Source organism: Streptomyces sp. CB02261, assembly GCF_001905665.1.
Lineage (GTDB): Bacteria > Actinomycetota > Actinomycetes > Streptomycetales > Streptomycetaceae > Streptomyces.
Map to the genome: position 1 here is coordinate 37,966 of NZ_LIVX01000014.1, position 26,212 is coordinate 64,177.

The window sequence follows — 26,212 nt, forward strand, 5'->3', positions numbered from 1 at the left end:
CCACCATGGACTTCGCCTACGACGCCCGCACCGAGGAGCTCCGCGCCAGGCTCCTCGCCTTCATGGACGCGCATGTGTACCCGACCGAGGAGACCGCGGAGGCTCAGCGCGCCGCGCTCGCCTCGCCCTGGGACACCCCGGCCGTCGTCGAGGAGCTGAAGGCCGAGGCCAGGCGGCAGGGCCTCTGGAACCTCTTCTTCGTGGACCAGCACGGCTCCACCGGCGCCGGGTACGGGGCGGGGCTGACCAACCTCCAGTACGCGCCGCTCGCCGAGATCACCGGCCGCAGCCCGCACCTGGCGCCGACCGCCCTCAACTGCGCCGCCCCGGACACCGGGAACATGGAACTGCTCGCCCAGTTCGGCGACGAGGCGCAGAAGAAGCAGTGGCTGGAGCCGCTCCTCGCGGGCGAGATCCGCTCGGCGTTCGCGATGACCGAGCCCGAGGTGGCCTCGTCCGACGCGACGAACATCGAGACCCGGATCCGGCGCGACGGCGACTCGTACGTCGTCGACGGCCGCAAGTGGTACATCTCCGGGGCCATGAACCCCGACTGCAAGATCTTCATCGTCATGGGCAAGACCGACCCCGACGGGCCGGACCTCCGCCGCCAGCAGTCGATGATCCTCGTACCGCGCGACACCCCGGGCGTCGAGGTGCGGCGCGCGATGCAGGTGTACGGGTACGAGGACCACTCCCACGGCGGCCACGCCGAGGTGATCTTCGACGGGGCGCGGGTGCCGGCCGCGAACCTGATCGGTGAGGAGGGCGGCGGCTTCGCCATCGCGCAGGCCCGGCTCGGCCCCGGCCGCATCCACCACTGCATGCGGCTCATCGGGATGGCCGAGCGGGCCGTCGAGCTGATGTGCCGCCGGGCGGTCTCCCGTACCGCGTTCGGCAAGACGCTCGCCCAGCAGGGCGTGGTGCAGAACTGGATCGCGGACGCCCGGGTGACGATCGAGCAGCTGCGGCTCCTCGTCCTCAAGACGGCCTGGCTGATGGACACCGTCGGCAACCGCGGCGCGCACACCGAGATCCAGGCCATCAAGATCGCGACCCCGCGCGCGGTGGTCGACATCATCGACAAGGCCGTGCAGGCGCACGGGGCGGGCGGGGTGTCGCAGGACTTCCCGCTGGCCGAACTGTGGGCGGCGGCGCGGACGCTGAAGCTCGCGGACGGGCCGGACGAGGTGCACCAGCGGTCGCTGGCGCGGCGGGAGCTGAAGCAGTACCTGTAGCCGTCACGGCGGAGGGGCCCACGACCGGTCGGTCGTGGGCCCCTCCGTCGTACGGGCTCAGGGGCGGAGCGCCCGGAGCAGGAGGTCGGCGAGGTGGCCGGCGACCTGCTCGGGGGTGAGCGGGCCGTCCGGGCGGTACCAGGTGGAGAGGTGGTGGACGGAGCCGAAGTGGTAGTCGACGACCAGGTCGGCGGGGGTCGCCGCCGAGAACACCCCGGCCTGCTGACCCTCCTCGATCAGGGCCCGGAACCGCTCGTGGTAGCGGCGCCGCTCGGAGCGGACCTGCTTGTTCTTCTCGGGGCTCAGGTGGTGCATGGAGCGGAAGAAGATGGCGGCGTCGTCGAGGTTCTCGATGGTGGTGACGACGACGTCGGCCGCCGCGTCGCGCAGCCGGTCCTCGATGGGCGCGTCGGCGTCCGCGAACGCGTCCAGGCGCTCCTGCTGGAGGCGCAGGACACGGGAGTAGACCTCCTGGAGGAGGTCCTCCTTGGAGCCGAAGTAGTGGTAGAGGGCGCCCTTGGTGACCCCGGCGGCCTCGACGATCTCCTGGACCGAGGTCCGGTCGTACCCCTGCTCGGCGAAGAGCCGGGTGGCGGCGGCGAGGAGCCTCTGGGGGACGGGGGTGCCGCTCCCGTCCGTCGTCCTGGCCATGCTCCGCCGCCTTCCGTGGTGATCGTTTTCAGTCATGCGGAACGTGTTCCCGCCGGTAGATCTTCCCATCCGCCGGGGCCGGCGCCTACGGGTGCCCGTCCACCGGCTGCCGGGTGCCCGTCTCCCAGGCCTGCTGGAGGTGGTTCATGGTGGAGAGCCAGCGCTCGGGGTCGGTGGCCCGGTTGCGGTAGTAGCCGGCGACCTCGGGGTGCGGCAGGACGAGGAAGCGGTCCGCCGCGACGGCGTCGAGCAGCGCGTCGGCGACGGCCTCGGGCTCGATGGCGGTGGGGGCGAGGACGAGCTCGCCGGCCGATCCGGCGGAGGTGAGCATGTCCGTACGGACGCCCTGCGGGCAGATGGCGTGCACCTTGAGGCCGCGGTGCCGGTAGGTCAGGGAGAGCCATTCGGCGAAGGCGTACGCGCCGTGCTTGGAGACGCTGTAGGGCGCGGCGCCGATCATGGTGAGCAGTCCGGCGGCGGAGACGGTGGAGACGAACCGGCCGCTTCCGCGCTCCAGCCACTCCGGGAGGAGAGCACGGGCCGCGCGGACGTGCGCCATGACGTTGACGTCCCAGGCGGCGGCCCACACGTCCTCGTCGGCGAAGGCGTCGCCGGGCGAGGACAGACCGGCGTTGGCGCACCAGATGTCGACGGTCCCGCCGAGGGCCTCGCGGGCCTCGTCGACGACGGCGGAGGCGTCACCGGGGACGGCGAGGGCGCCGATCTCCTCGGCGACGGCCTTCGTGCGGACGGGGTCGAGGTCGTTGACGACGACCCGGGCCCCCTCGGCGGCGAACCGGCGGGCGAGGGCGGCGCCGATGCCCCCGCCCGCTCCCGTGACGACGACCCCGGCGCCCCGGACGACGTCCGCGCCCGTGCTCCCGCTCGTACCCGCTCCCATGGCGTGGTCCACCTCTCCGCGACGACGACCTGTCACTGCCGATCGGCAGACTAACCGGTCGGTATGTCGGGAGGGAAGGGACCGGGCGGGGGTGACGGAGCAGCCGTGGCGGACGCGTCCCGCACGCCTCGTTCCCCGGGGAGGTCGGGAGCGCTAGCGTGCGTGCCCATGTCACGTGCCCCGGCCCGGGGACGGCGATCGAGGAGGTTTCCGCATGAGCCTGTCGCGACGGAGTCTGCTGGCCGCCGGAGGCGCGCTCGGGGCGGTGGCGGCCGCCGCGCCCCCCGCCTCGGCGGCCGGGGAGGAGTCGGAGCGGCGCCGGGTCCGGACCGGGTTCGAGCGGCTCGCGGCCGACGGCTACGCCCTCCTCGCCGGCGAACGGGTCGGCGTCGTCACCAATCCGACGGGCGTCACCCGAGACGCCCGGCACATCGTGGACGTGATGCACGCCGACGCGCGCGTGGATCTGGCCGCCGTCTTCGGCCCCGAGCACGGTTTCCGCGGTACGGCCCAGGCGGGGGGCTCCGAGGGGCGGTACGACGACCCGGCGACCGGGCTGCCCGTCTACGACACGTACCTGAAGAGCGGACAGCCGCTCGCGGACGTCTTCACCGCCTCCGGCGTGGACACCGTCGTCTTCGACATCCAGGACGTGGGCGCCCGCTTCTACACCTACATCTGGACGCTGTACGACTGCATGGCGGCCGCGGCGCTCGCCGGCAAGCGGTTCGTGGTCCTGGACCGGCCGAACCCGGTCACCGGGCGGGCGGCGCTCGGTCCCGTCCTGGACCGGGCGTTCGCCACGTTCGTCGGACGTGAGCCGATCGCGCAGGCGCACGGCATGACGGTGGCCGAGCTGGCCCGGCTCTTCAACGGCGAGTTCCTGACCTCGCCCGTCGCCCTGGAGACGGTGCGGATGACGGGGTGGCGGCGGACGGACTTCTTCGACGCGACCGGGCTGCCCTGGGTGCCGCCCAGCCCGAACATGCCGACGCCGGACACCGCGCTCGTGTACTCCGGCACCTGTCTCTTCGAGGGCACCAACCTGTCCGAGGGCAGGGGCACCACCCGCCCGTTCGAGCTCCTCGGCGCCGAGGGGATCGACCGGCGGTGGGCGGAGGCGGCCAACGCGCTCGGCCTGCCCGGGGTCCGGTTCCGGGAGGCGTACTTCGCGCCGACGTTCTCCAAGTTCCAGGGGAAGACGGTGGGCGGGGTGCAGGTGCACGTCCACGACCGGGAGTCCTTCGACCCGGTACGGACCGGGATCGGACTCCTGGTCACCGCCCGGAACTCCTGGTCCGGCTTCGCCTGGCGGGCGGACCACTGGATCGACAAGCTGACCGGTTCGACCCGCGTACGGACGCTGATCGACGCCGGCGCGGGCGTCGACGAGACCGTGGGGGCGTGGCAGACGGACCTGACGGCGTTCCGGGCGGTGCGGAAGGAGTACCTGCTCTACCGCTGAGGCGGCGGGCCGGACGGGGCTGTCCCCGGGTGCCGGGGGCCACCACGGGCCGCCTCCGGACCGCGGGGTGCGGCGAGGCGCCTGGGGCTGTCCCCCGGTCGGCACGGGTGCGGGCGGGATGTTCCGCCAGCGTCCCGCCGACCACGCTGGTCCCATGAACCTCTCGTTACGCCGCCGTTGGCCCCTCGTCGGACTTCTGCTCGCCGCCTGCCTCGGCAGCCTCGCGCCCGCCGCCGGTGCCGCCACCGGCCCGGCCACGCCCGACCCGGCACGCGAACTCGCCCGCACGGCACAGCCCCTGACCGACCTGCGCCCGCTCGACCGGATGATCGGCCCGGCCAAGGTCGTCGGGATCGGCGAGGCCACCCACAGCTCGGCCGATTTCTTCACCGCCAAGCACCGGATCTTCGAGCACCTGGTGGAGCGGCGGGGCTTCACCACCTTCGCCCTGGAGGCCAACTGGTCCACCGGACTGCTCGTCGACGAGTGGGTCCGTACCGGCCGCGGCGACATCCGGAAGATCATGCGGGACGAGTTCCAGGAGTCGTACCGCCTCTGGAACACCGAGGAGTACCTCGACCTCTTCCGCTGGATGCGGCGGCACAACCAGCTCCACCCCGGGCACCAGGTCCGCTTCATGGGCAACGACCTCGGCTACGCGGGCGGGAACGTCTTCGACGAGGTCACCTCGTACGTGGCCCGCGTCCACCCGGCGCTCCTCCCCCGCTTCCGTGAGCTGTACCGGGCCTCGCGCCCCACGGGCCCTGTGGAGGCGTGGATGAGGGGGTACCTGACCAGGCCGCGGCCCGAACGGCAGCGGATGGCCGCCGAGGTGAACGCCGCCCTCGCCCTGCTCGAGCGCCAGCGCCCCGGCGATGACGCACGCGCGCGTGAGGCCGCCGCGTGGGCCGTGCAGCACGCGCGGGCCATCGCCCAGGTCGGCACCGAGTACGCGCACGACTTCCTGTCGGAGGAGGGGGTCGCCGCGGCGATGCTCCACCGGGACCGGGTCATGGCGGAGAACACCGTGTGGTGGCAGCGGCAGACCGGCGACCGGATCCTGCTCTCCGCGCACAACGGGCACGTCGGCTACGAGACCACGAGGCCGGAGCAGTACCCGCGGCTCCAGGGCGCCTTCCTCCGCGACGCCCTCGGCCGGGACTACGTGAGCGTCGGCACCTCCTTCGGGCAGGGCTCGTTCAACGCCCACGACACCGAGGCCCCCGGCGAGCCGCTGCGGGCCTTCACCGTCGGACCGCTCGGCCCGGACAGCAACGCCCACACCCTCGACCGGGTCGCGCCCGGCGCCTTCTACCTGGATCTGCGGCACACGGCACCGGCGGCGCGCGCCTGGCTGGGCACGCACCGGCCGAGCCGCGCCATCGGGACCGCGTACCCGTGGCCCGGCGATGTCGCCCCGGTCCGCCTCTCCACGGCGTACGACCTCCTCATCCACTTCCCCCGGGTCACCGCGGCACGACTGCGCTGATCAGAGGCGTGCCCGGCCCGGCGGACGGAGGGACTCCGCCGGGCACCGGGGGCCTCTTCCGCCCCGCTGATGGCTGCCATCGTCATTTCGATGGAACACCGCGGCGCGCTCGTTCGTCCCTCTGATACCGCGGAAGGACCAGCGACGGAGGTGGCGGGAGATGGCCGGTTTCCGGAGTCTCGCGAGACAGGTGCGCGATCCGGGGTGCGACACGGCACTGCGCAGGTACTCGCTGCGCAAGTGCTTGGAGCGGTTCGCGCCGTACGGGCACCGGGCGACGTGGGACCATCTGTGCCGTCGGCACAGGTTCGGACCCGAGGACCGGGAGCTGGACCCCGGGCGGCTGATCGCCGCGCTCGACGAGCTGGAGGAGGCGCGGGCCGTATGGCTCGCGTACGAGGAGGAGTTCGCCGCCCGGCGGCGGCGCGAGAAGCAGGAGGGCCTGCGCCGCCTCGGGGCGCTCGACGACTGGCACCGCCGGGTCTGGGGCGGCAACGGAGTGGTCCGGTGCGGCGATCCCGCGGTGCATCCGTCGGACCCGCTGCCGGAGGTGCTGCGGCGGCTGATCGGGGCGCTGGAGCGCGGGCCGGGCGAGAGGTGCCCGGTGTGCGCGGGACCGCGCATCGAGTGGACCGGTCCGGGGGACGCGTACGAGCCGGGAGTCGGACCGGTCTGCGGGGACTGCGGGGTGGGCGTGCCGCGCGCGGTGCTCACCTCGGGGGCGCTGGCCCGTGCCCGCGGGGAGCGGAGCCGGTCGCTGGCCTCGGCGGCGTGAGCGGGCGGGCCTCGTGACGGCGGCCCTCAGGGGCCGGGGGTGCCGTCCGAGGCGGGTCGGCGGACCGGCAGCAGGCGGGAGCCGGCCATGCGTTGACCCACGACGTCGTCGGGGTTGGACAGGACGCAGGTCTCGAGCGAGAGACAGCCGCAGCCGATGCAGTCCGTCAGGTGGTCGCGGAGCCGGCCCAGCTGTGTGATGCGCTCGTCGAGCTCGGTGCGCCACGCGGCCGAGAGCTTCGCCCAGTCGTCGTTGGTGGGGGTGCGCTCCTCGGGGAGCTGGGCGAGCGCCTCGCGGATGGTCGCCAAGGGGATCCCGACCCGCTGCGCGGCGCGGACGAAGGCGACCCGGCGCAGGGCGTCACGGCTGTAGCGGCGCTGGTTCCCGGCGGTGCGGCGGCTGCTGATGAGCCCCTTCGCCTCGTAGAAGTGGAGGGCGGAGACGGCCGCCCCGCTCCGGGCGGAGAGCTGGCCGACGGTGAGTTCGTGGATCTTCTCTGGAATCTGCGGCACCAGGCGACCCTACTGGTCCGTGGCGCGTGCACCTTCCGGCCGTTGACAGCGCACCCCTCACCCCCACATGCTGAGCAAGCGCTTAGATACCGACCGTTGGGTATGCCGTACCAGAAGGGACAGAACATGGCCGAGCCGAGGATCTTCACCTCCGCCGAGGAGCTGCGCGCGGGGGTCGGCGAGCAGCTGGGACACAGCGACTGGCTGGAGGTCGACCAGAAGCGGATCGACCTCTTCGCGGAGGCGACCGGGGACCACCAGTGGATCCACGTGGACCCGGAGCGCGCCGCCGCCGGCCCGTTCGGCACGACGATCGCCCACGGCTATCTGACCCTGTCGCTGCTGCCGGTCTTCGTCCCGCAGGTCCTGCAGGTCGAGGGCATGAAGATGGGCATCAACTACGGCACCGAGAAGGTGCGTTTCCCCGCTCCCGTGCCGGTCGGCTCGCGGCTGCGCGCCACCGCCGTCCTGACGAAGGTCGAGGAGGCGGGCGGCGGCGTGCAGGTGACGGCGGCGGTGACGGTGGAGCGCGAGGGCTCGGACAAGCCGGTCTGCGTGGCCGAGTCGGTCTCCCGCTACTACTTCTGAGCGCCGACCATCCTGAGCACGAGGTCGGCGTAGAGCGCGCCGACCTCGTCGGGCGTCCGGCGGCCCTGGGTGTTGAACCAGCGCGAGACGTCGATGCAGAGGGAGAGCACGGCGACCGTCGTGCCGGCCACGTCGGGCACGTCGAACTCGCCCGCCGCCACGCCCTCGTTGATGATGCGGCGCACCACCGCGTCGGACCGGCGGCGCAGTTCCACGATCTCGGCGCGGTGCTCGGGGCCGAGGGCGTCGAGTTCGTACTGGACGACCCTGGCCGTCGTGTGGCGCTCGGCGTGCCAGCGGACGAAGGAGCGGACGGAGTCGGCGAGGCGGTCGGCGGCCGTGCCGTCGGCGTCGGCCGCGGCCGCGGCCGTCAGGATCTCCAGGGCCCTGTCGTGCCCGATCCGGCTGATCCGGTGGAGCAGCTCTTCCTTGGTCTTGTAGTGGATGTAGAGCGCGGCCGGGCTCATCCCGGCGCGGCCCGCGATGTCCCGGGTCGTGGTGGCGTGGTAGCCCCGCTCGGCGAACGCCTCGACGGCGGCCACCAGCAGCCGCCGGGCAGCCTCGGGCGTGACCTCGCCCCAGGGCATGTCCTCGGCCCCGGGCGTCTCCTCCGCCGCGCTCATCCCGTACTCCTTCTCGACCCCGTCAGGACGAACACCATACAACGAGGGTGAGCAAGCGCTTAGAGCGCGGCGGGGCGGAGATCATCGCCCGGGCCTCGAGGGCCCTGCGGCTCAGAGCTTCTGGAAGGGGTCGTGCTCGGCGAGGAGCTTCTCCAGCCGGGCCTGGTCGACCCGGCTGACGATCTGCCCGGCCTCCTGGCGGTCACGGACGACCTTGGCGAGCGTGAAGGCCGAGGTCGTGAGGTAGAGGACCGAGACGGCGAGGAAGGCGCGCACCCAGGCGCTCGCCTCCAACTGGAAGACCCCGATGGCCACGGCCGCGAGGGCGATCCCGAAGGAGAGGACGGCCTGCGCGTAGTAGGCGGCGGTGTTCTGCTGCTTGACGGGTGTGTCGCTCATGCCGGACAGCATCGGACGGATGTGGCGGGTGCCACATCCGTCCGCGTACTCAGCGAGGTACTCAGAGTGCGTCGGTCAGAAGGCCGACACCCCCGTCAGCGCCCGGCCGATGATGAGCTTCTGGATCTGGGTCGTGCCCTCGTACAGGGTCATCACGCGCGCGTCGCGGAGCAGCTTGCCCACCGGGTACTCGTCGATGTAGCCGTAGCCGCCGAAGACCTGGAGGGCGTTGTTCGCGGCGCGGACGGCGGCCTCGGAGGCGTACAGCTTCGCCTTGGAGGCGGCGGTCGCGAAGTCCTGGCCGCGGTCGACGAGGTCGGCGACCCGCCAGGTGAGCAGCCGGGCGGCGTCCACGTCGACGGCGATGTCGCTGATCAGCTCCTGCACGAGCTGGTAGGAGGCGATGGGCTTGCCGAACTGCTCGCGCTCCCCCGCGTAGCGCACGGCGGCGTCGAGGGCGGCCTGCGCGATGCCGACGCAGCCCGCGGCGACCGACATGCGCCCCTTGGCGAGGGCGGACATGGCCACGGTGAAGCCCTTGCCCTCGGGGCCGAGCAGGGCGGCGGCCGGGACGCGGACGCCGTCGAGGACGAGTTCGGCGGTCGCCTGGCCGCGCAGACCGAGCTTGCCGTGGACGGGGCGGCGGGTGAGGCCGGGGGTGTCGGCGGGGACGAGGAAGGCGGAGACGCCCTTGTGGCCGGGGGCCTCTCCGGTGCGGGCGAAGAGCAGCACGACGTCGGCCCAGGTCCCGTTGGTGATGAACATCTTGGTGCCGTCGAGGACGTAGTCGTCCCCGTCCCGCACGGCCCGGGTGGCGAGGTTCCCGGCGTCGGAGCCGGTGCCGGGCTCGGTGAGGCCGAAGCAGCCGAGCGCCTCGCCGGAGGCGAGCCGGGGCAGCCACGCCCGCTTCTGCTCCTCGCTGCCCCAGGAGGCGATCGTCTTGGCGACGAGGCCGAGGGAGACCGAGACGATGCCGCGCACGGAGGAGTCGCCGCGTCCGAGCTCCTCGGTGACGAGGCAGTACGCGAGGTGGTCGCCGCCCGAACCGCCGTACTCCTCCGGGAGCGTGAGCCCGAGGAAGCCGACGGCCCCGAGCTTCTTCACGATCGCCCGGTCGACCTCCTCGGCGCGGTCCCACGCCACGGCGTGCGGGGTCACCTCGCGCGCGACGAAGTCCTCGGCGAGCCGCCGTACGGCCTCCTGCTCCTCGCTCAGCGCCAGATCCACCGTGCACCCCTCACTCGGGCCGCCGCCCGGCTCATTAATTACCACTGCTAGTTTTTTCTCCGCGGGCCTACTATGTGCGCCATGGCCCGACCGCGCAAGCCCCTGCTCAGCCGAGACCGCATCGTGGAGACGGCGGGCGCCCTCGTGGACGCGGAGGGCCTCGGCGCGCTCTCCACGCGCCGGCTCGCGGCCGAACTCGGAGTGAGCGGGCCCTCGCTCTACAACCACTTCCGCACCAAGGACGAGATCCTCGACGCCGTCGCCGACGCGGTGAGCGCGAAGATCGACCTGTCGATGTTCGCGGAGACGGACGGCCGCGACTGGGTGACGGCGCTGCGGGACTGGGCGGTGTCCTACCGCGCCGCCCTGACCGACCACCCGCACATCGTGCCGGTCCTCGCCCAGGGCCCCGGCCGCCGCCCGGCCGGTCTGCGCGTCGCCGACGCCGTCTTCGGCGCGATGGTCCGCGCGGGCTGGCCACCGGCCCAGGCCACCTCCATCGGCGCGCTCATGCGGTACTTCATCACCGGCTCCGCGCTGGGCTCCTTCGCCCGCGGCTTCGTCGACGACGCCTCGGCCTACGACCCGGCGGACTACCCCCACCTCGGCCGGGCCCACCTCCTCGCGGAGCACCGGCAGAAGGTCGACGAGGGCGCCTTCGACACGGGCCTGCGGGCCCTGCTCGACGGGCTGCGACTCCAGTACGAGGCCCTGGACCGGCGGCCCGTGGGCTCCTCCGACCGTTCGGCCACCACCGAAGCGTGAGTGCGGGAGCCTGGACGCATGGCAGCCAGTGACCTCGCCGCGCTCGCGGCACTCCTCGCGGACGAGACCCGCGCCGCTTTCCTGCTCGCCCTGCTCGACGGACGCGCCTGGACCGCCGGGGAACTCGCCCGGCACGCGGGCGTGGCGCCGTCCACCACGAGCGAGCACCTCGGGAAGCTCGTCTCCGGCGGGGTGCTCGCGGAGGAACGGCAGGGGCGCCACCGGTACGTACGGCTCGCCGATCCGGGGATCGCGCACCTCGTCGAGGACCTGGCCGCCCGGTCCGAACCGGCGGTGGCCGCACCGCCCCGCTCGCTGGGTGCCGCGAGCGCCGGGCGGGCGATGGCGCGGGGGCGGACCTGCTACGACCACCTCGCCGGACGGCTCGGCATCGTCGTCACCGAGGCGATGACCGTGCGCGGGCTGCTGCGCCAGGACACCGGTTTCGCGCTCACGGACCGGGGCCTGGCCTGGTTCGAGGAGCTGGGCGCTCCTCTCGTACGCCGGGGCCGGCGGCCCGTCGCGCGCGGCTGCCTCGACTGGACCGAGCGGAGGCCGCACCTCGCGGGCGTCGCGGGCGCCGCGCTGTGCCGGCACGCGCTGGACGCCGGGTGGTGCGTACGGATCGGTTCGGAGCGGGCCGTGAAGGTGACCGCTGAGGGCGAGAGCGCGCTGTACGAGCGCCTGGGCATCGCTCCGGCGGAGCTGCGCTGACCGGAGTCGGAGCATCGGCCCGGCGGAACGGAACGACGCTGACACCGTGGTCGGCGATATTGCGGTGAGCGCCGAAGGGTCCGCGCCCTACGGTCGGGCCATGCAGAAGCAATCCTCGCGGCTCGCCTTCGCCGCCGCCGGTGTCACCGTGGTCCTCTGGGCCTCCGCCTTCGTCTCCATCCGCAGCGCGGGGGCGGCCTACTCCCCCGGCGCCCTCGCGCTCGGGCGGCTGCTCGCGGGGGTCCTGGTCCTCGGGGCCGTCCTCCTGGTCCGGCGCGAGGGGCTGCCGCCGCGGGCGGCCTGGCCGGGGATCGTGGTCTCGGGCCTGCTCTGGTTCGGGGTGTACATGGTGGTCCTCAACTGGGGCGAGCAGGAGGTCGACGCGGGCACGGCCGCGATGGTGGTGAACATCGGACCGATCCTGATCGCGCTGCTCGGCGCCCGGTTCCTCAAGGAGTCGCTGCCGCCCCGGCTGCTCGCGGGCATGGCGGTGTCCTTCGCGGGGGCGGTGACCGTGGGCCTGTCGATGTCCGCCTCGTCCTCCGGCGGACACGCCTCGGTCCTGGGGGTCCTGCTCTGCGTCCTGGCGGCGATGGCGTACGCGGGCGGGGTCGTGGCCCAGAAGCCGGCCCTCGCACACGGCAGCGCGCTCCAGGTGACGACCTTCGGGTGTCTGGTGGGGGCGGTTGCCTGCCTGCCGTTCGCCGGGCAGCTGGTCGAGGAGGCGGGCCGCGCCCCGCTCTCGGCGACCCTGAACATGGTCTATCTGGGCGTGTTCCCGACCGCGCTCGCGTTCACGACCTGGGCCTACGCACTGGCGCGTACGACCGCCGGACGGATGGGGGCGACGACCTACGCCGTGCCCGCTCTGGTCGTGGTGATGGCGTGGGTGTTCCTGGGTGAGCTCCCGGGATTGCTCACCCTCGCCGGGGGCGCGCTGTGTCTGGCCGGTGTGGCTGTTTCCCGCTCGCGGTCCCGTGCTTCGACCGCCGCCGGAACGGCTTGATCCACCTGACAGGGGATACCTCCGGTTCCGGTCACTTCGGGGACCGGAGGCGAGGGGTCGGTGTCCGCGACCTGGAGGGGAGATGCCCGTCAAGCCCCAGATTCGGCCCATGGGACGGCAGGGCACGTTTCGCCGCCTCCCGGCCGGATAGTTTCGAGTCGGTCACAGGCATGGGCCGGAACATAACGGTCCGGCCCTTTCTGCAAGCCGACGGGGGAGCTATGGCGATTCAGCAGCGAGCGGAACGTACGAGACAGGAAGTCCTGTCGGCAGCCGCACGGGTGTTCGACGAAGTCGGCTACGAGCGGGCCTCCCTGGCGAGGATCGCCGCCGAGGCGCGGGTCACCACCGGGGCGCTGGTCTTCCACTTCGCGACGAAGGCGGACCTGGCGACGGCGGTCCGCGGGCGGGCCCGCGCGGTCACACGGATCACGGTCGAGTCGGCCTGCCTGTCCACCGAGGGCGTGGGCGGCACCGCGATCGACAAGCTGGTGATCACCACGCACGCGCTGATCCGGCTCTTCGAGACCGACCCCACGGCACGGGCCGGCGAACGCCTCGCCCGGGAGCTGCAGTTGACCGACCCCGGCTTATCCGGCGACTGTCCCTGGCGGTGCGAGGTGGCACGCCTGGCCCGCTTCGCCGCGGCCGAGAAGGCCCTGCGGCCCGGCGTGGACGCGACGGCCGTCGCGGCGCTGATCGGCTACGTGATCACCGGGGTCGAGCTGGAGATGCGCTCGCCGAGCGCTCCGGCGCACGAGAGCTGGCCCTCCGACGAGGGCCCCAGGGCGGCCGAGAGCGGCGCCCTGCACGGCCCGGCCGAGCAACGGCTCAGCCGCATCTGGCAGTTGATCCTCCCCGGCCTGGTCCACCCGGCCGCCGGGTCGCAGTCGCCCTAGAGGCCGGCCCCGGCCGCCCCGGAGGCAGAGCCGAGCAGCCGCTGTGGAGGCCGAGCCGAAGCAGCCGCCCCGGAGGCAGAGCCGAGGCCGTCGCTGTGGAGGCAGAGCCGAAGTCGCCGCCCCGGAGGCAGAGCCGAGGCCGCCACCCCGGAGGCCGAACCGAAGCCACCGCTCCGGAAGCCCGCTCGCAGCCAGCCCCGAGGCCCGCCCGCGGTCGCTCCGCGCGTCCGTTCCGCAGCCGCTCCGGAGACCGGCCCCCCGCCGCCCTCGACGCCGGCCGGGCCCGGGCGGCCCGAGGGGCCGGGACGGGCGCGGCTCACTCCCCGGACCGCAGCAGCTGGCGGGCGAAGAGCGCGAGGGACCGGCCGATGCGCTCGGTCGACAGACCGAGTTCGTGCCGCTGGAACTGGAAGAGCTCGGGTGACAGCGGGCCCAGCGCGATGTCGATCAGCGGGTCCGGGTCCTGGACACCGTGGTCGACGAGCAGCGTGCGGACATGGACGCGCCAGAAGCCGTAGGCGCCCGTCCGGAAGCGCGCGGGGCCGGTCTCCGCCCCCAGCGCCAGCGGCAGATGCCGTTCGAGCAGGTCGAGCATCGCCAGATAGAACGCCGCGAGCCGTTCCCCCGCGGGGGCGCCGGGGCCGAGCGGCGGCGGACCGTAGATGAGCTGCCCCTGGAGCCGGCGCTCGTGCTCGTCGAGCAGCGCGACGGCGACCGACGACGGATCGGGGAAGCTCCGGTACAGCGTGGCGCGGCCCACCCCCGCGGCCTTGGCGATCCGGTCCATGGTGACCGACCGCGGGTCCTGCTCGGCGAAGAGCTGCTCGGCCGCGGACAGGATCTGGGCGCGGTTGCGTTCCGCGTCCGCGCGCCGGCGGGGGGCGACCGGCTGTTCGTCGGCCGCCTGCAGATCACCGAGGAGCCCGCCGACCCGGTGCACGGAGGCGGCTCCACGACCGCGCTGCTCGTCGTCGCTCATGGACCGACCTTACTTCCCTCGGAGCTAAGTGGACACCTTGTCCGCTTGATGGCTGCCATGGCATGCTAAACGGACTCAGTGTCCACTTACCCGCTCGCCATCCCGTCCCAGGGAGATCAAGATGCACACCGCGCTCCTCGCCGCGGCCCTGCTGGTCGGCTGCCTCCTGGCCGTCCAGGCCTCGGTGAACCTCCAGCTCAACTCGGCCGTCGGCACCCCGTACGGCGCCTCGACCATCCAGCTCGGCGTCGCCACCGGTCTGCTGACCGTGCTCGCGGTGGCGGCCGGAGCCCTCGGCGCACTCGGCAAACTGCCCGACGTCGAGGCCTGGCAGCTCCTGGGCGGCCTCGCCAGTCCGCTCTACATCACCAGCGGCATCCTGCTCTTCCCCCGGCTCGGAGCCCTCGCCGCCGTCGGACTCTTCGTCACCGGCCAGATGTTCGCCTCGCTCGCGCTCGACCTCTTCGGCCTCCTCGGCCTCGAGAAGCAGGACCTCAGCGCCGGGATCGTCATCGGCGCCGTCGCCGTGCTCGCCGGCATCGTCGTGATCATCCGCGGCATGAAGGCCGCCGCCCCTCCCGGCGCCCCCAAGATGTCGAGCGCCGGCCGCGTCGGCTGGCTCGCCCTCGGTGTCCTCGCCGGCGCCGTGCTGCCCGTGCAGGGCGCGGTCAACGCCCAGCTGCGCGCCCAGCTCAAGGAGCCCATCACCGTCGCCGTGATCAGCTTCGCCGTGGCGACCTTCACCATCGCCGTCGTCCTGCTCGTGCTCTACGCGACCCGTCGCACCCCCAAGCCGAAGATCGCGCCGCTGAAGAAGATGCCCTGGTGGGGCTGGCTCGGTGGCGCCTGCGCCGCCGCCTACGTCACCGGGACCTTCCTGCTCATCCCGTCGATCGGGGCGGCCGTGACCATCGCGCTCACCGTGACGGGCCAGCAGCTCACCTCGGCGCTGATCGACCACAAGGGCCTGTTCAAGCTCCCCCAGCGCTCCCTGACGAAGCCGCGCGCCCTGGGTCTCGTCCTGCTGATCGCCGGCTCCCTGACCATCCAGCTCGTCTGACCCGGGGCCGTCCCGCCCCCGGGTCACGCCCGGGGGCACGGCCCGCTCGGTGCGTCATGAAAGGTGTGTCATGAAAGCGTCCTACACCGCCGGGCCGGACATCCACGTCCTCCCCTCGGCGCTGCCCATACCGGGCCTCGGCGACCAGCCGGTGAACGCCTTCCTCGTACGGTCCGGCCAGCCGCTCCTCGTGGACACCGGCATGCCCGTGGACCGGGAGGGCTTCCTGGAGTCCCTCTGGTCGCTGATCGAGCCCGCCGATCTGCGCTGGATCGTCGTCACGCACGACGACCGCGACCACACCGGAGCCCTCGCGGCCGTCCTGGCGGCCGCGCCGCAGGCGAAGGTGCTCGCCAACGCGATATCGGTGACGCGAATATCGGAAGAGTTCGGCATTCCGCAGGACCGGGTGGTGACCGCGAACCCGGGAAGCCGGGTGAAAATCGGTGACCGTGAGCTGAGTTTTCACCGTCCGCCCACGTTCGATTCACCCGGAACCCTCGCCGTGTTCGACCACTCCGACGGAACGCTCTACAGCTCGGACAGTTTCGGCACCGTCGTGGAGGAAATACGCCAGGACTTCACCGAACTTTCCGAGGAGGAATTCTTCCACGGATTCGACGTCCTGAACCGGGCGATAGCCCCGTGGACCGCCCTGGTCGACGAGGCGAAATTCCTCCGACCGGTACGTGAACTGGCCGCCCTGCGTCCCGCGCGGCTGCTCAGCGCCCACGGTCCGACCGTCCGCGAGGAGGCCGTACCGCGGCTCTTCGGGGCGATGGCCCGCATCCCCACCCTGCCCGCCTGGCTGCCGGACGCCGACCTCGACCTCGAGGCGGCGCTCGACGCCATCGAGTCCCCCGCGGGCTGAGTCCGCTCCGCCCGCGTCAGAACCGAGGAGAACCATGCTCGACCCGACCACCGCCGACCTGACCCCGCCGCGCGGAGTCGTCACCGTCTTCTCCGACATCTGGTGTTCCTTCGCGCACATCGCGATCCACCGGCTGCACGCCACCCGGGCCCGTCTGGGCCTGGAGGAGCAGGTCTCCTTCGACCTGCGCGCCTTCCCCCTCGAACTGCTCAACGACGCCCCGAGCCCGCGCCCGGGCACGGACAGCGAGGTCGCCCGGATGGCCAGCCTGGAGCCGTCCGCCGGCTGGCAGCTGTGGCAGGCCAAGGACTGGCTCTACCCCTCCACGACCCTGCCCGCCCTGGAGGCCGTACTCGCCGCCAAGGAACAGAGCCTGAACGCCTCCGAGCAGCTCGACCTCGGGCTTCGCCGGGCCTTCTGGGCCGAGTCGCGCTGCATCAGCCACCGCAAGGTCATCCTGGACGTGGCCGCCGCCACCGGCGTCGTCGACGTGGACGCCCTCACGGAGGCGCTGGACGACGGGCGCGCGCGCCGGGCGCTCGCGGACCAGGCCGCGCAGGCCGCGACCGACCGGATCGACTGCAGTCCCCACCTGTTCCTGCCGGACGGCTCCGACCTGGCCAATCCCGGCATCGACGTGGACTGGGACGGCGCCTACGGCATCGGCTGGCCGGTGATCAACGCGGACGACCCGAAGGTATACGAGGACATCCTGCTGCGGGCCGCCACTGAATAGTTGAAAGGCCGCCCAAAACGGCCGGACAAGCCGGAGAACAAGGGGAACGACGGTCAGGCATTCCTTTCGAGGAATGCCCGACCGTCGTTCCTTTTTTTCTCCGGGAGAACATCGCGGTGATTATTAATTGCGTGACCCGGCTGTTATTCGCAAGGCCGGTCGAAGCTCCTACAGTCGTTCACGCCGCCGGGATTCCGGACGGAGATTCGTATCGACAGCGGGAGTTCTCATGTCGTTGACCGACAAGGCAGACGTCAGCACGTTCGTCGACCTCACCCAGCACGAGATAGAAGCCCTGAAGACCCGGTTCAACCTGGCGGACGCGCACACCCACCAGCGTCAGTCCGCGTCCCAGGAGCGAATCGTCTCGCGGCTCCCCGAGCTCTGGCACGAGTCCGAGTCGAAGCAGCAGGCGCACTTCGAGCGCCAGTTCCTGGACGCCTTCTTCCGGCTGCACCAGCAGCCCACCGCCCGGGCGATGGACCGGACGCTCCTCTCCTACTCCGCCAGCGTGTCGACCATGGTCGCCGGCATGTTCCTCAAGCAGCGCGGGAAGTCGGTGCAGCTGGTCGAGCCCTGCTTCGACAACCTGGTCGACCTGCTGCGCAACATGCAGGTGCCGATCTCCCCGCTCGCCGAGTCGGCGCTGCACGACAAGGACGCCATCTACGACCGGCTCGTCGAGCAGGTCGACGCGGACGCCCTCTACCTCGTCGACCCCAACAACCCCACCGGGTTCACCCTGCTCGCGGAGAAGCTGGAGGGCTTCCGCGAGGTGGTCCGCTACTGCGTCGACCACGACAAGGTCCTGGTGATGGACTTCTGCTTCGCCTCCTTCGCTCTCTGCGACGAGGGCATCGGCCGGGTCGACATCTACCGGCTCCTGGAGGAGTCGGGCGTCACGTACATGGTCATGGAGGACACCGGCAAGACCTGGCCGATCCAGGACGCCAAGTGCGCCATGATCACCGCCAGCCGGGACATCCAGGAGGAGGTCTACAACCTCCACACCAGCGTCCTCCTGAACGTCTCGCCGTTCGTCCTCAACATGGTCACCCAGTACGTCGAGGACTCCATCTCGGACGGCTTCGCCTCCGTCCGCGACATCATCCGCACCAACGGCGAGGCCGCCCGCGCCGCCCTCAGCGGCACCATCCTGGAGTTCCAGGAGCCGGTCGTCGGCACCAGCGTCGCCTGGTTCCGCATCAAGCCGGAGCACCTGACCGCCACCCGCCTCCAGGCCGTCCTCTTCGACGAGGAGGTGTACGTCCTGCCGGGGACCTTCTTCTACTGGAACACCAAGGAGAAGGGCGAGCGCTTCATCCGCCTGGCCCTGGCCCGCGAGCCCGAGGTGTTCGCCGGCGCCATGGAGCGGATGCGGAAGGTGCTCGAGCGCTATGCGGCCTGACGCGCACCGGGCGGTGTTCGTCGACGCCACCCTCTTCATGGGCATGCACAGCAAGGACGACACCGTCCGCCTGGCCGCCAAGGCCTTCTTCGCGGGCCGGCTGGCCGCGGGGGACGAGGGCGGGGTCGTCATGAGCTGGGAGCAGGTCGGCCGCTGCGACGACCTGGTGTGGGGCTACGAACGAGGGGTGCAGGACGAGTACTACCCCTTCATGGACGTCCTCCACACCGACCTGGCCGTCGAGCGCGCCGCCTACACCGAGGACGACATCCGCCGGGCCTGCACCACGCCCGAGTTCGACGGCCTCCCCACGCACGAGCGGCTGCTGCTCGCCCAGGTCGTCGGCCGCGGGGGCGTCCTGCACACGGCGAGCCCGCGGCTGACGTCGAGGACCGGCCTGCCCGTCGTACCGATCGTGCCGGACGGCTCAGCCGGCACGGTCCCGGAAACGGCGTTCCCCCCGTACCTGGAAGACCTCTACCAGCGGTCGCTGGTCCTGACGGTCGTCTCCGAAAACCTCTGAAGACAATCCGAAGGGCACCCCTCTCATGCCTGACACCTACTCCGGGACCGTCGTCCCGCTGATCACCCCCCTCGACGAGCACGGAACCGTCGACGAGCAGAGCGTCGCCCGCCTCCTGGACCACATCCGGGCCGAGGTCACCGGCCTCATGCCGGCCCTGACCTCCGGTGAGGGCTGGAAGCTCGACGCCCGGCAGTGGCAGGACGTCGTCACGTACACCGTGAAGCACGCCGACGGCCTCCCCGTGCTCGCCGGCATCCAGCTCCCCGACACCGCCTCGGTGATCGACCGGGCCCGGACGGCCGCCGAGATCGGCGCGGACGCGGTCGTCGTCACCACGCCGTTCGGCGCCGACGTGACGCAGGACCAGATCGTCGCCCACTACCAGGCGATCCGCGCGGCCCTCGACATCCCGATCTTCCTCTACAACGAGGAGGCCCTGTCGGGCAACCGGATCGAGTTCGACACCCTGCTGCGGATCTGCGAGATCCCCGGGATCGTCGGCATCAAGGAGTCCAGCGGCGACGCGGCCTTCACCCGGAAGATGGCCGAGGCCGGCACCGGCATCCCGGTCTTCGAGGGCTGGGAGAACCTGCTCGTCGACGCCCGGGGCATCCAGGGCTTCATCGGCCCGCTGGCCAACCTCGAACCCGCCCTGTGCAACGCGATGCTGGTCGACCCGACCCCCGACCGCCAGGCGGAGATCAACAGCGTCTGCGAGCGGTACGGGGTCTTCCGCGACGACTGGTACCGCTGGGTCAAGAAGGAGCTGCACAGCCGCGGCGTCATCAGCTCCCCCACCACGCACGAGGAGGCGACGGCGGCATGAGCACGCCCTCGTCCCCCCTGTCCGTCCCGGTGGCCGCGCACTCGGTCGCGGCCCCGGTCGCGACCGCCCAGCGCGAACTGCACAGCCTCTACCGGCGGGTGCCCAACCTCGGCGACTACGGGTCGATGACCGCGATCGAGGAGCGGTGGATCCTGCCCAAGGCACGGGCGTACGAGGCCTCGGCGCCCGCCTTCGGCTCGGCCGGCGAGCTGCTCCAGGCGCTCAAGCAGTTCCTCGCCGAGGAGGAGGCCGCGCTGCCGGAGAGCGCGACCTTCCTCGCCGAGCACGCGACCCTCGACCAGTTCAAGGTCGTGGTGCGGCAGTTCGCCCTCGACGGTCTCACGGAGTCCGAGTCGCTGCTGCCGGTGGTGCCGCGGCTGCCGTACCGCTCGGCGATGGCGGTCTTCCGGGTCCTCATCGACGAACTCGGCTGCGGCAACGAGGAGAAGGCGCACTCCCAGCTCTACCGCGACCTGCTCACGGAGCTCGGCATGAGCCTCCGGCTCGACGACTACCTCGACGAGACCACCCCGGAGTGCTTCGCGTACGTCAACATGTTCCACTGGCTCGCGAGCCGGGCGCCCTCGCCCCAGTACTTCCTGGGGGCGTACGCCTACTTCGAGACCAGCGTGCTGTACGCCTTCCAGAGCTTCGCGCGGGCGGCCCGGAGGCTCGGGATCGTCCACGACGCCTACTACACCGAGCACCTCTACATCGACTCGTACCACAGCAACCACATGCGTACGGCGATCCGCTCGCTGGAGGAGCCGGACCTGGCGAAGATCTGGGCGGGGGTCCGCCTGGCCTCCGACATCGTCGGCACGGCCACGGAGGCGGCCGTCGCACGGGCGCGGGAGACCGTCGCATGACGGCCGTGCCCGCCGGCCGGCGGGGCTCCGACGAGCCCACCGTCCGCCAGGTGACCGAGGACCTGGTCCTGGTCGAGGTCGCCGGCCGCAAGGTCCTCGCGGCCGCCGTCTGCCCGCACCGCGGGGGCAGGCTCAAGTACGGCAGGGTCGACGGGGACAGGCTGCGGATCACCTGTCCCCTGCACCACACGACGTTCGACCTGACGAGCGGGGAGCGCACGTCCGGCGCGGCGTGCGCGGCCCTGCGGGTCGTCGACGTGCTGCCGGAGCCGTCCGGGCAGGGCCAGAACGGCAGCGGGCGGATCCCCGGGCAGGGACCGGCCGGGGGCGGTGTGCCCACCGGGCAGGGACCGGCCCGGGGCGGTGTGCCCACCGGGCAGGGACCGGTCGGGGGCGCCGCATGACCACCACACCGACCGGGGCGGCGTCCACCGTGGCGCCGCCCCGTGCGGGGGCCGGACACGACGGCATCGCGCCGGTGCCCGAGGCCGAACGCACCTCGACACCGGGCGACTTCGGCTGGATCTGGCCCTCCGCGCAGTTCTCCTTCGGCACGGTCGTCCTCGGCGCGCTGCCCGTCGTCTTCGGCCTGGGCTGGTGGGCCTCGGCGAGCGCCATCGCCGTCGGCGTCGCCGTCGGCACGCTGCTGCTCGCGCCGCTGGCCCGGTTCGGCGTCCGTACCGGCACCAACGACCCGGTGGCGAGCGGCGCGCACTTCGGCGTCCGGGGCCGGGTCGTCGGCAACACCCTCACGGTGGTGACCGCGCTCGGGTTCTTCGCGATCGCCGTGTGGACGGGCGGCACCGCCGTCATGGTCGCCGGCCACCGGCTCCTCGGCACCCCCACGGGCCCCGGCGCGCTGACCGCCGCCATGTTCGTGACGGCGGCCGCGGTCGCGCTGGTCGCCGTACGCGGCCACCAGACGCTCGTCCGCACCTACAAGGTGACGGCGGTCACCGGAGGCGTGGTCCTCCTCGGCACCGTCCTCGTCCTCGCCCCGGACTTCGACGCGGGCTACGCCGGCGGGGCGCTCGCCCTCGACAGCCCGTTCCACACCTGGCTGCTCGCGGCGACCGCCTCCGCCACCGTGCCCCTGTCGTACGCCACGTTCCAGGGCGACTACACCCGCTTCATGCCCTCCTCCACCCCCACCGGCCGGGTGGTGCGGGCCAGCGGGATCTCCATGTTCCTCAGCAGCATCGCCGCTCTCCTCACCGGCGCGTACGTCACGACCCTCTTCCCCGTGCCCGACGAGCCGTGGCTCCAGGGCCTGACGGACGCGGTGCCCGGCTGGTTCGCGGTGGCGGTCGTGGTCTTCGGCTTCGCGGGCACCCTGCCGCAGGCGGGCCTGTGCCTGTACGCCGCGGGGCTGTCCGCCAACTCGGTGTTCTGGCGCTCCTCACGGGCCGCCGTGACCACGGTGGTCGCCCTGCTCGCGGCGGCCGTGCTGTACCTCGGGGCGGTGGTGTACGACGCCATGGACGCGATGTCCGCGTTCGTGACGCTGCTGCTCACCGTCGTCGCCCCGTGGGCCGCCGTGCTCTCCGTCGGGTACGTGCTGCACCGGGGCCGGTACGACGCGGAGGCGCTGCGCGCCTTCACCACGGGCGGGGGCGGCCGGTACTGGTACACCGGCGGGGTCAACGCGCGGGCCGCCGCGGCCTTCACGGCCGGCTCCGTCGTCGGTGTGCTGTGGGTCAACAACCCCTTGTACACCGGCCCGTTGACCGGGCTCACGGACGGGGTCGACCTGAGCCTGCCGGCCTCGTTCGTGGTCGCCGCCGTGCTCTACGGGGCGCTGTGCCGCGTCTGGCCGGAGCCGCTTCTCCCGCCCTCCGGCGGCCGCTGACCCCGCGTCCGACCGCCGCCGATCCGTTCACTGACCGAGGTGACTCACTCATGTCCATGTTCCGACTCGTGGTGCGGACGGTCGTCGAGGAGGCGGAAGGCGTCCGGGGGCTGCTGCTGGCCGACCCGGCGGGCGCCGAACTGGCTCCGTGGGAGCCGGGGGCGCACCTGGAGGTGACCCTGCCGTCCGGGACGGTCCGGCACTACTCGCTGTGCGGCGATCCGGCCGACCGGCGCGTCTACCGGCTCGGGGTGCTGCGCGAGACCGCGGGCCGGGGCGGATCGGAGGAGGTCCACCGCGCCGTCGGCGAGGGCACGCTCCTCGGGGTGCGGGGTCCGTTCAACCGCTTCCCGCTGGTGCCCGCCGAGCGCTATCTGTTCGTCGCGGGCGGCATCGGCATCACCCCGCTGCTGCCGATGCTCCGTTCCCTGCGGCCCGGCACGTGGTCCCTGCTGTACGGCGGCCGGAGCCTGGCGTCGATGGCGTACCGCGAGGAGCTCGCCGGGCTCCCCGGGGTCACGCTCGTCCCGCAGGACACGGCGGGGCTCCCCGATCTGGACGCCGCCCTCGGGGGGCTGCCCCCGTCGACGGCCGTCTACTGCTGCGGCCCCGAGGGTCTGCTGCGGGCGGTGGAGGAGCGGTGGCGGGGGCCGCTGCACACCGAGCGGTTCGGGGCGGCTCCCTCCGGCGGGAACGTCGCGTCGGACGGTTTCGAGGTGGAGCTGAAGCGCAGCGGGCGGACCCTGCGCGTGGAGCCCGGCCGGACCCTGCTCGACGCCGTGCGCGAGGTCGTGCCGGGTGTGGCGTACTCCTGCGAGGAGGGCTGGTGCGGCACCTGCGAGACGAAGGTGCTGGCCGGGACGCCCGAGCACCACGACTCCGTCCTCGGTGAGGAGGAGAAGGCCTCGGGGACGACGATGATGATCTGCGTGGGCCGCTCGCGCACGGACCGTCTCGTCCTGGACCTGTGAGGCGCGGAGGCCCGTACCGGGAGATCGGCCGGTACGGGCTTCCGCGTCCGCCGGGGGCGGAAGCCGGCCGGTGTCAGGGGAAGACCACCAGGGCCCGGCCGCCCTTGCCCGCGATCATGTTGTCGAAGGCGCCGGGGATGCCGTCCAGGGTGATCCGCTCGGTGACGAGGGAGCCGAGGTCGAACCGGCCCGCCCTGATGTGCTCGGCGAGGACCGGCAGGTCCTCGGCCGGGTTCGAGTTGCCGTAGACGCAGCCCGCGAGGGTGCGGCCCCAGTGGAAGATCTCCAGGGCGTTGAAGGTGACCTGCTGGTCCTTGCCGCCGATGCCGACGACCGTCGTGCGGCCCCCGCGCCGGGTGGACTCCCAGGCGGTGCGGATGGTGACGGCGCGGCCCACGCACTCGACGGCCACGTCGACGCCCTGCCCGCCGGTCAGCTTCCGGATCTCCCGGGGGGTGTTCTCCGAGGCCACGACGTACTCGGTGGCCCCCGCCGCCCTCGCGAGCGCCTCCTTCTCCGGGGAGACGTCGACGGCGACGATCGTGGACGCGCCCGCGATCCGGGCGGCCTGGAGGGTGGAGAGCCCCACCCCGCCGACGCCGAACACCGCGACGGACTCGCCCGCGCGGACCCGCGCCGAGTGGTGGACCGCGCCCCAGCCGGTGAGGACGGCGCAGCCGAGCAGCGCCGCATCGGTGAGCGGGATCCCTTCGGGGGCGGGCAGGACGCAGTTCGCGGCGACGACCGTCTCCTCGGCGAACGCGGCGACGTTGAGGCCGGGGTGCAGCTCCGTGCCGTCCTGCATGCGGGCGTGGACGTTCGCGGCGCCGGCCAGGGCACTGGCGCAGAGCCAGACCTCGCCGAGCGAACAGGGGTGGCAGGTCCCGCAGGAGGGGGCCCAGTTGAGGACGACGTCGTCGCCGGGGGCGATGCCGGTGACGCCCTCGCCGACGGAGACGACGGTGCCGGCGCCCTCGTGGCCGAGGACGGCGGGGACCGGCAGGCGCATGGTGCCGTCGGAGAGGGACAGGTCGGAGTGGCAGACGCCGGCGGCGGCGAGCCGGATGCGGACCTGGCCGGGGCCGGGCTCGGGGAGCTCGATGCCGGTGATCTCCAGCGGAGAGCCGACGGCGGGCAGGACTGCGGCGCGGATCACGCTCGTTTGCTCCTTCTGCGCGGAACGGTCAGAACGGCGGAACGGTCAGAACTGGAGGGACTTGGTCTGGAGGTACTCGGAGAGGCCGTGCGCGCCGAGTTCCCGGCCGACGCCCGACTGCTTGTACCCGCCGAAGGGGGCCAGCGGGTTGAACCGGCCGCCGTTGATGTCGACCTGTCCTGTCTCCATGCGGCGCGCGAAGGCGACGGCCTCCTCGGGCTCGCCCCAGACGGCTCCCGCGAGGCCGTAGACCGTGCCGTTGGCGATGGCCAGGGCCTCGGCCTCGTCCTCGTACCTCAGGAGTGAGACGACCGGTCCGAAGATCTCCTCCTGGGCGATGGTCATCTCGGGGGTGACGTCGGCGAAGACGGTCGGGGAGACGTAGTAGCCGGTCTCGCGCGGGGCGTCGGGGCCGCCGGCGACGAGCCGGGCGCCCTCCTCGATCCCCTTCTCGATGTAACCGCGGACGCGCTGCTGCTGCTTGGCGTTGACGAGGGGGCCGACCCGCTCGCCGGGGACGTACTTGGCGACGGCCTCGGCCGCGAGCGCCACCGCCTCCTCGTACCGGTCCGCGGGGATCAGCATCCGGGTCCAGGCGCTGCACGTCTGGCCGGAGTTGGACATGACGTTGGCGACGCCGACGGCGACCGCCTTGGACAGGTCGGCGCTCGGCAGGATCACGTTGGCGGACTTGCCGCCGAGTTCGAGGGCGACGCGCTTGACGGCGCCGCCGGCGAGGGCGCCGATGCCGCGGCCGACGGCGGTGGAGCCGGTGAAGGAGACGAGGTCCACCTCCGGGTGCTCGGCGAGGGCCTGTCCCGCGACCGGGCCGAGCCCCGTGACCAGGTTGAACACACCGGCGGGCAGGCCCGCCTCGTGGACGGCCTCGGCGAAGAGCTGGGCGGTGAGCGGGGTGTCCTCGGCGGGCTTGAGGACGGTGGTGCAGCCTGCGGCGAGGGCCGGGGCGACCTTGGCGACGATCTGGTGGAGCGGGTAGTTCCAGGGGGTGATCGCGGCGACGACGCCGACCGGCTCCGAGTAGACGGTCGAGTTGCCGACCTTCTCCTCGAAGGGGTGGGTGGCGGCCAGTTCCGCGTACGAGCCGGCCACGGCGATCGGCAGCCCGGCGTGGACGGCGGCGGCGAGCTGCGGCGGCGCGCCGAGTTCGGCGGTGACGGTGGCGGCGATCTCCTCCGCGCGGGCGGCCAGCGCGTCGCGGAGGGCGGCGATGCGCGCGCCCCGTTCGGCGGGCGGGGTCGCGGCCCAGCCGGGCAGCGCGGCCCGGGCGGCGCGTACGGCGGCGTCGACGTCGTCGGCCGTGCCGGCCGGGACATGGCCGATGACCTGCTCGTCCGCCGGGTTGATGACGGCGATGGTGTCGGGGCCGGACGCGGGGCGCCACTCCCCGCCGATGTACATAGCGTCGTGCGCGTCGTGGGCCTTCATGCGCTTCCCTCTCCTCACCCGGCCGACCGGTTCGGCGGCGTCGACCCAAACTAGCGCTGTTAGTTTTTCGGCGCCAGGGCTACGGGACGTGCCCCGGGTCTCAGTACGCGACCGATCGTGCCGCCCCGGCCCCGACCCTGTCCACGGCGGGACCGGACGGCCGCGTGGGCCCGGTACCGGCGCGGGGCTCCTGGACACGCGGCCGCGTCCGGTGGGCACGCCGGGTGGCGGCCCGCCGGACGCGGCGGGGGTGCGGGACCGAC

28 protein-coding genes are annotated in these 26,212 nt (G+C 72.7%); 19 read left to right on the top strand and 9 right to left on the bottom strand.

Annotation, left to right across the window (positions count from 1 at the left end; genetic code table 11):
* Positions 1-5 precede the first annotated feature (5 nt).
* Positions 6-1,238: an acyl-CoA dehydrogenase family protein gene (locus AMK29_RS33250; protein WP_073819797.1), complete on the top strand. Its 1,233-nt coding sequence runs from the start codon at positions 6-8 to the stop codon at positions 1,236-1,238.
* A gap of 57 nt (positions 1,239-1,295) precedes the next feature.
* Here AMK29_RS33250 and AMK29_RS33255 read toward each other — a convergent pair whose 3' ends face one another.
* Both AMK29_RS33255 and AMK29_RS33260 read right to left on the bottom strand, forming a co-directional pair.
* A complete protein-coding gene (locus AMK29_RS33255) occupies positions 1,296-1,889 on the bottom strand; it encodes a TetR/AcrR family transcriptional regulator (protein WP_073819798.1) in 594 nt (197 codons plus the stop codon).
* Positions 1,890-1,974: 85 nt separating this feature from the next.
* Positions 1,975-2,790 (bottom strand): SDR family oxidoreductase, encoded by an 816-nt coding sequence (locus tag AMK29_RS33260; RefSeq protein WP_073819910.1) that lies wholly within the window; start codon positions 2,788-2,790, stop codon positions 1,975-1,977.
* Between the two features lie 214 nt (positions 2,791-3,004).
* On the opposite strand from AMK29_RS33260, the gene AMK29_RS33265 reads away from it, so the two are divergent.
* The 3 genes from AMK29_RS33265 to AMK29_RS33275 all read left to right on the top strand — a co-directional run bounded on the left by AMK29_RS33265 (position 3,005) and on the right by AMK29_RS33275 (position 6,519).
* On the top strand, positions 3,005-4,255 hold the full coding sequence (locus AMK29_RS33265) for an exo-beta-N-acetylmuramidase NamZ family protein (RefSeq protein ID WP_073819799.1): 1,251 nt from the start codon (positions 3,005-3,007) through the stop codon (positions 4,253-4,255).
* A gap of 154 nt (positions 4,256-4,409) precedes the next feature.
* On the top strand, positions 4,410-5,744 hold the full coding sequence (locus tag AMK29_RS33270; RefSeq protein ID WP_073819800.1) for an erythromycin esterase family protein: 1,335 nt from the start codon (positions 4,410-4,412) through the stop codon (positions 5,742-5,744).
* A gap of 160 nt (positions 5,745-5,904) precedes the next feature.
* Positions 5,905-6,519 carry a hypothetical protein gene (locus tag AMK29_RS33275; protein ID WP_073819801.1) on the top strand — a complete coding sequence of 205 codons (615 nt, stop codon included), beginning with the start codon at positions 5,905-5,907 and terminating at the stop codon, positions 6,517-6,519.
* A gap of 26 nt (positions 6,520-6,545) precedes the next feature.
* Here the strand turns inward: AMK29_RS33275 and soxR are convergent, their stop codons facing one another.
* Positions 6,546-7,031: a redox-sensitive transcriptional activator SoxR gene (gene soxR, locus AMK29_RS33280; protein ID WP_073819802.1), complete on the bottom strand. Its 486-nt coding sequence runs from the start codon at positions 7,029-7,031 to the stop codon at positions 6,546-6,548.
* A 126-nt stretch (positions 7,032-7,157) separates the two neighbouring features.
* Between soxR and AMK29_RS33285 the strand changes: the two genes are divergently transcribed.
* Complete coding sequence (locus tag AMK29_RS33285; RefSeq protein ID WP_073819911.1) at positions 7,158-7,619, top strand: MaoC family dehydratase; 462 nt, start codon at positions 7,158-7,160, stop codon at positions 7,617-7,619.
* Here the strand turns inward: AMK29_RS33285 and AMK29_RS33290 are convergent.
* The 3 genes from AMK29_RS33290 to AMK29_RS33300 all read right to left on the bottom strand — a co-directional run bounded on the left by AMK29_RS33290 (position 7,610) and on the right by AMK29_RS33300 (position 9,868).
* Complete coding sequence (locus AMK29_RS33290; RefSeq protein WP_073819803.1) at positions 7,610-8,242, bottom strand: TetR/AcrR family transcriptional regulator; 633 nt, start codon at positions 8,240-8,242, stop codon at positions 7,610-7,612. The two genes, AMK29_RS33285 and AMK29_RS33290, sit on opposite strands and share 10 nt — an antisense overlap.
* A 111-nt stretch (positions 8,243-8,353) precedes the next feature.
* On the bottom strand, positions 8,354-8,641 hold the full coding sequence (locus tag AMK29_RS33295) for a YiaA/YiaB family inner membrane protein (RefSeq protein WP_073819912.1): 288 nt from the start codon (positions 8,639-8,641) through the stop codon (positions 8,354-8,356).
* A gap of 75 nt (positions 8,642-8,716) precedes the next feature.
* Positions 8,717-9,868, bottom strand: coding sequence for an acyl-CoA dehydrogenase family protein (locus AMK29_RS33300; RefSeq protein WP_073819804.1), 1,152 nt, complete (start codon positions 9,866-9,868; stop codon positions 8,717-8,719).
* Between the two features lie 81 nt (positions 9,869-9,949).
* On the opposite strand from AMK29_RS33300, the gene AMK29_RS33305 reads away from it, so the two are divergent.
* The 4 genes from AMK29_RS33305 (at position 9,950) to AMK29_RS33320 (ending at position 13,252) form a co-directional block, all read left to right on the top strand.
* On the top strand, positions 9,950-10,633 hold the full coding sequence (locus AMK29_RS33305) for a TetR/AcrR family transcriptional regulator (RefSeq protein WP_073819805.1): 684 nt from the start codon (positions 9,950-9,952) through the stop codon (positions 10,631-10,633).
* Between the two features lie 18 nt (positions 10,634-10,651).
* A complete protein-coding gene (locus AMK29_RS33310; protein ID WP_073819806.1) occupies positions 10,652-11,347 on the top strand; it encodes an ArsR/SmtB family transcription factor in 696 nt (231 codons plus the stop codon).
* A gap of 100 nt (positions 11,348-11,447) precedes the next feature.
* Positions 11,448-12,353 (top strand): DMT family transporter, encoded by a 906-nt coding sequence (locus tag AMK29_RS33315; protein WP_073819807.1) that lies wholly within the window; start codon positions 11,448-11,450, stop codon positions 12,351-12,353.
* A 221-nt stretch (positions 12,354-12,574) separates the two neighbouring features.
* A complete protein-coding gene (locus AMK29_RS33320; protein WP_073819808.1) occupies positions 12,575-13,252 on the top strand; it encodes a TetR/AcrR family transcriptional regulator in 678 nt (225 codons plus the stop codon).
* A 316-nt stretch (positions 13,253-13,568) separates the two neighbouring features.
* On the opposite strand, the gene AMK29_RS33325 is transcribed toward AMK29_RS33320, so the two are convergent.
* Entirely contained in the window at positions 13,569-14,231 is a 663-nt protein-coding gene (locus tag AMK29_RS33325; protein WP_073819809.1) for a TetR/AcrR family transcriptional regulator, read from the bottom strand.
* A 121-nt stretch (positions 14,232-14,352) separates the two neighbouring features.
* Here AMK29_RS33325 and AMK29_RS33330 point away from each other — a divergent pair, with 121 nt between their 5' ends.
* The 10 genes from AMK29_RS33330 (at position 14,353) to AMK29_RS33375 (ending at position 23,347) form a co-directional block, all read left to right on the top strand.
* Positions 14,353-15,291 carry a DMT family transporter gene (locus AMK29_RS33330; RefSeq protein ID WP_073819810.1) on the top strand — a complete coding sequence of 313 codons (939 nt, stop codon included), beginning with the start codon at positions 14,353-14,355 and terminating at the stop codon, positions 15,289-15,291.
* A gap of 70 nt (positions 15,292-15,361) precedes the next feature.
* On the top strand, positions 15,362-16,162 hold the full coding sequence (locus AMK29_RS33335) for an MBL fold metallo-hydrolase (RefSeq protein ID WP_073819811.1): 801 nt from the start codon (positions 15,362-15,364) through the stop codon (positions 16,160-16,162).
* 34 nt (positions 16,163-16,196) lie between these two features.
* On the top strand, positions 16,197-16,898 hold the full coding sequence (locus AMK29_RS33340; protein ID WP_073819812.1) for a DsbA family oxidoreductase: 702 nt from the start codon (positions 16,197-16,199) through the stop codon (positions 16,896-16,898).
* Positions 16,899-17,127: 229 nt separating this feature from the next.
* Positions 17,128-18,306, top strand: a complete 1,179-nt coding sequence (locus AMK29_RS33345; RefSeq protein ID WP_073819813.1) for an aminotransferase class I/II-fold pyridoxal phosphate-dependent enzyme — start codon at positions 17,128-17,130, stop codon at positions 18,304-18,306.
* A complete protein-coding gene (locus AMK29_RS33350; RefSeq protein ID WP_073819814.1) occupies positions 18,296-18,829 on the top strand; it encodes a DUF6190 family protein in 534 nt (177 codons plus the stop codon). Before AMK29_RS33345 ends, AMK29_RS33350 begins: the two co-directional genes overlap by 11 nt.
* A 25-nt stretch (positions 18,830-18,854) precedes the next feature.
* Complete coding sequence (locus tag AMK29_RS33355; protein WP_073819815.1) at positions 18,855-19,658, top strand: dihydrodipicolinate synthase family protein; 804 nt, start codon at positions 18,855-18,857, stop codon at positions 19,656-19,658.
* A complete protein-coding gene (locus AMK29_RS33360; protein ID WP_073819816.1) occupies positions 19,655-20,527 on the top strand; it encodes an iron-containing redox enzyme family protein in 873 nt (290 codons plus the stop codon). Before AMK29_RS33355 ends, AMK29_RS33360 begins: the two co-directional genes overlap by 4 nt.
* Positions 20,524-20,931, top strand: coding sequence for a Rieske (2Fe-2S) protein (locus AMK29_RS33365; protein ID WP_073819817.1), 408 nt, complete (start codon positions 20,524-20,526; stop codon positions 20,929-20,931). The genes AMK29_RS33360 and AMK29_RS33365 overlap by 4 nt, the downstream gene beginning before the upstream one ends.
* A complete protein-coding gene (locus AMK29_RS33370; protein ID WP_073819818.1) occupies positions 20,928-22,376 on the top strand; it encodes a purine-cytosine permease family protein in 1,449 nt (482 codons plus the stop codon). Before AMK29_RS33365 ends, AMK29_RS33370 begins: the two co-directional genes overlap by 4 nt.
* A gap of 56 nt (positions 22,377-22,432) precedes the next feature.
* Positions 22,433-23,347, top strand: a complete 915-nt coding sequence (locus AMK29_RS33375; protein ID WP_443334095.1) for a PDR/VanB family oxidoreductase — start codon at positions 22,433-22,435, stop codon at positions 23,345-23,347.
* 73 nt (positions 23,348-23,420) lie between these two features.
* On the opposite strand, the gene AMK29_RS33380 is transcribed toward AMK29_RS33375, so the two are convergent.
* Both AMK29_RS33380 and AMK29_RS33385 read right to left on the bottom strand, forming a co-directional pair.
* Positions 23,421-24,503: a Zn-dependent alcohol dehydrogenase gene (locus AMK29_RS33380; RefSeq protein ID WP_073819820.1), complete on the bottom strand. Its 1,083-nt coding sequence runs from the start codon at positions 24,501-24,503 to the stop codon at positions 23,421-23,423.
* Between the two features lie 45 nt (positions 24,504-24,548).
* Entirely contained in the window at positions 24,549-25,949 is a 1,401-nt protein-coding gene (locus AMK29_RS33385; RefSeq protein ID WP_073819821.1) for an aldehyde dehydrogenase family protein, read from the bottom strand.
* Between the last annotated feature and the right edge of the window lie 263 nt (positions 25,950-26,212).

Bases quoted from the DNA above. Each gene is read 5' to 3' on its own strand.
- AMK29_RS33315 (WP_073819807.1), top strand. From the start codon at position 11,448: ATGCAGAAGCAATCCTCGCGGCTCGCCTTCGCCGCCGCCGGTGTCACC.
- AMK29_RS33340 (WP_073819812.1), top strand. From the start codon at position 16,197: ATGCTCGACCCGACCACCGCCGACCTGACCCCGCCGCGCGGAGTCGTC.
- AMK29_RS33260 (WP_073819910.1), bottom strand. From the start codon at position 2,790: ATGGGAGCGGGTACGAGCGGGAGCACGGGCGCGGACGTCGTCCGGGGC.
- AMK29_RS33360 (WP_073819816.1), top strand. From the start codon at position 19,655: ATGAGCACGCCCTCGTCCCCCCTGTCCGTCCCGGTGGCCGCGCACTCG.
- AMK29_RS33350 (WP_073819814.1), top strand. From the start codon at position 18,296: ATGCGGCCTGACGCGCACCGGGCGGTGTTCGTCGACGCCACCCTCTTC.
- AMK29_RS33305 (WP_073819805.1), top strand. From the start codon at position 9,950: ATGGCCCGACCGCGCAAGCCCCTGCTCAGCCGAGACCGCATCGTGGAG.
- AMK29_RS33375 (WP_443334095.1), top strand. From the start codon at position 22,433: ATGTTCCGACTCGTGGTGCGGACGGTCGTCGAGGAGGCGGAAGGCGTC.
- AMK29_RS33325 (WP_073819809.1), bottom strand. From the start codon at position 14,231: ATGAGCGACGACGAGCAGCGCGGTCGTGGAGCCGCCTCCGTGCACCGG.
- AMK29_RS33345 (WP_073819813.1), top strand. From the start codon at position 17,128: ATGTCGTTGACCGACAAGGCAGACGTCAGCACGTTCGTCGACCTCACC.
- AMK29_RS33355 (WP_073819815.1), top strand. From the start codon at position 18,855: ATGCCTGACACCTACTCCGGGACCGTCGTCCCGCTGATCACCCCCCTC.
- AMK29_RS33265 (WP_073819799.1), top strand. From the start codon at position 3,005: ATGAGCCTGTCGCGACGGAGTCTGCTGGCCGCCGGAGGCGCGCTCGGG.
- AMK29_RS33255 (WP_073819798.1), bottom strand. From the start codon at position 1,889: ATGGCCAGGACGACGGACGGGAGCGGCACCCCCGTCCCCCAGAGGCTC.
- AMK29_RS33335 (WP_073819811.1), top strand. From the start codon at position 15,362: ATGAAAGCGTCCTACACCGCCGGGCCGGACATCCACGTCCTCCCCTCG.
- AMK29_RS33365 (WP_073819817.1), top strand. From the start codon at position 20,524: ATGACGGCCGTGCCCGCCGGCCGGCGGGGCTCCGACGAGCCCACCGTC.
- AMK29_RS33330 (WP_073819810.1), top strand. From the start codon at position 14,353: ATGCACACCGCGCTCCTCGCCGCGGCCCTGCTGGTCGGCTGCCTCCTG.
- AMK29_RS33370 (WP_073819818.1), top strand. From the start codon at position 20,928: ATGACCACCACACCGACCGGGGCGGCGTCCACCGTGGCGCCGCCCCGT.
- AMK29_RS33295 (WP_073819912.1), bottom strand. From the start codon at position 8,641: ATGAGCGACACACCCGTCAAGCAGCAGAACACCGCCGCCTACTACGCG.
- AMK29_RS33285 (WP_073819911.1), top strand. From the start codon at position 7,158: ATGGCCGAGCCGAGGATCTTCACCTCCGCCGAGGAGCTGCGCGCGGGG.
- AMK29_RS33310 (WP_073819806.1), top strand. From the start codon at position 10,652: ATGGCAGCCAGTGACCTCGCCGCGCTCGCGGCACTCCTCGCGGACGAG.
- AMK29_RS33385 (WP_073819821.1), bottom strand. From the start codon at position 25,949: ATGAAGGCCCACGACGCGCACGACGCTATGTACATCGGCGGGGAGTGG.
- AMK29_RS33320 (WP_073819808.1), top strand. From the start codon at position 12,575: ATGGCGATTCAGCAGCGAGCGGAACGTACGAGACAGGAAGTCCTGTCG.
- AMK29_RS33290 (WP_073819803.1), bottom strand. From the start codon at position 8,242: ATGAGCGCGGCGGAGGAGACGCCCGGGGCCGAGGACATGCCCTGGGGC.
- AMK29_RS33270 (WP_073819800.1), top strand. From the start codon at position 4,410: ATGAACCTCTCGTTACGCCGCCGTTGGCCCCTCGTCGGACTTCTGCTC.
- AMK29_RS33250 (WP_073819797.1), top strand. From the start codon at position 6: ATGGACTTCGCCTACGACGCCCGCACCGAGGAGCTCCGCGCCAGGCTC.
- AMK29_RS33275 (WP_073819801.1), top strand. From the start codon at position 5,905: ATGGCCGGTTTCCGGAGTCTCGCGAGACAGGTGCGCGATCCGGGGTGC.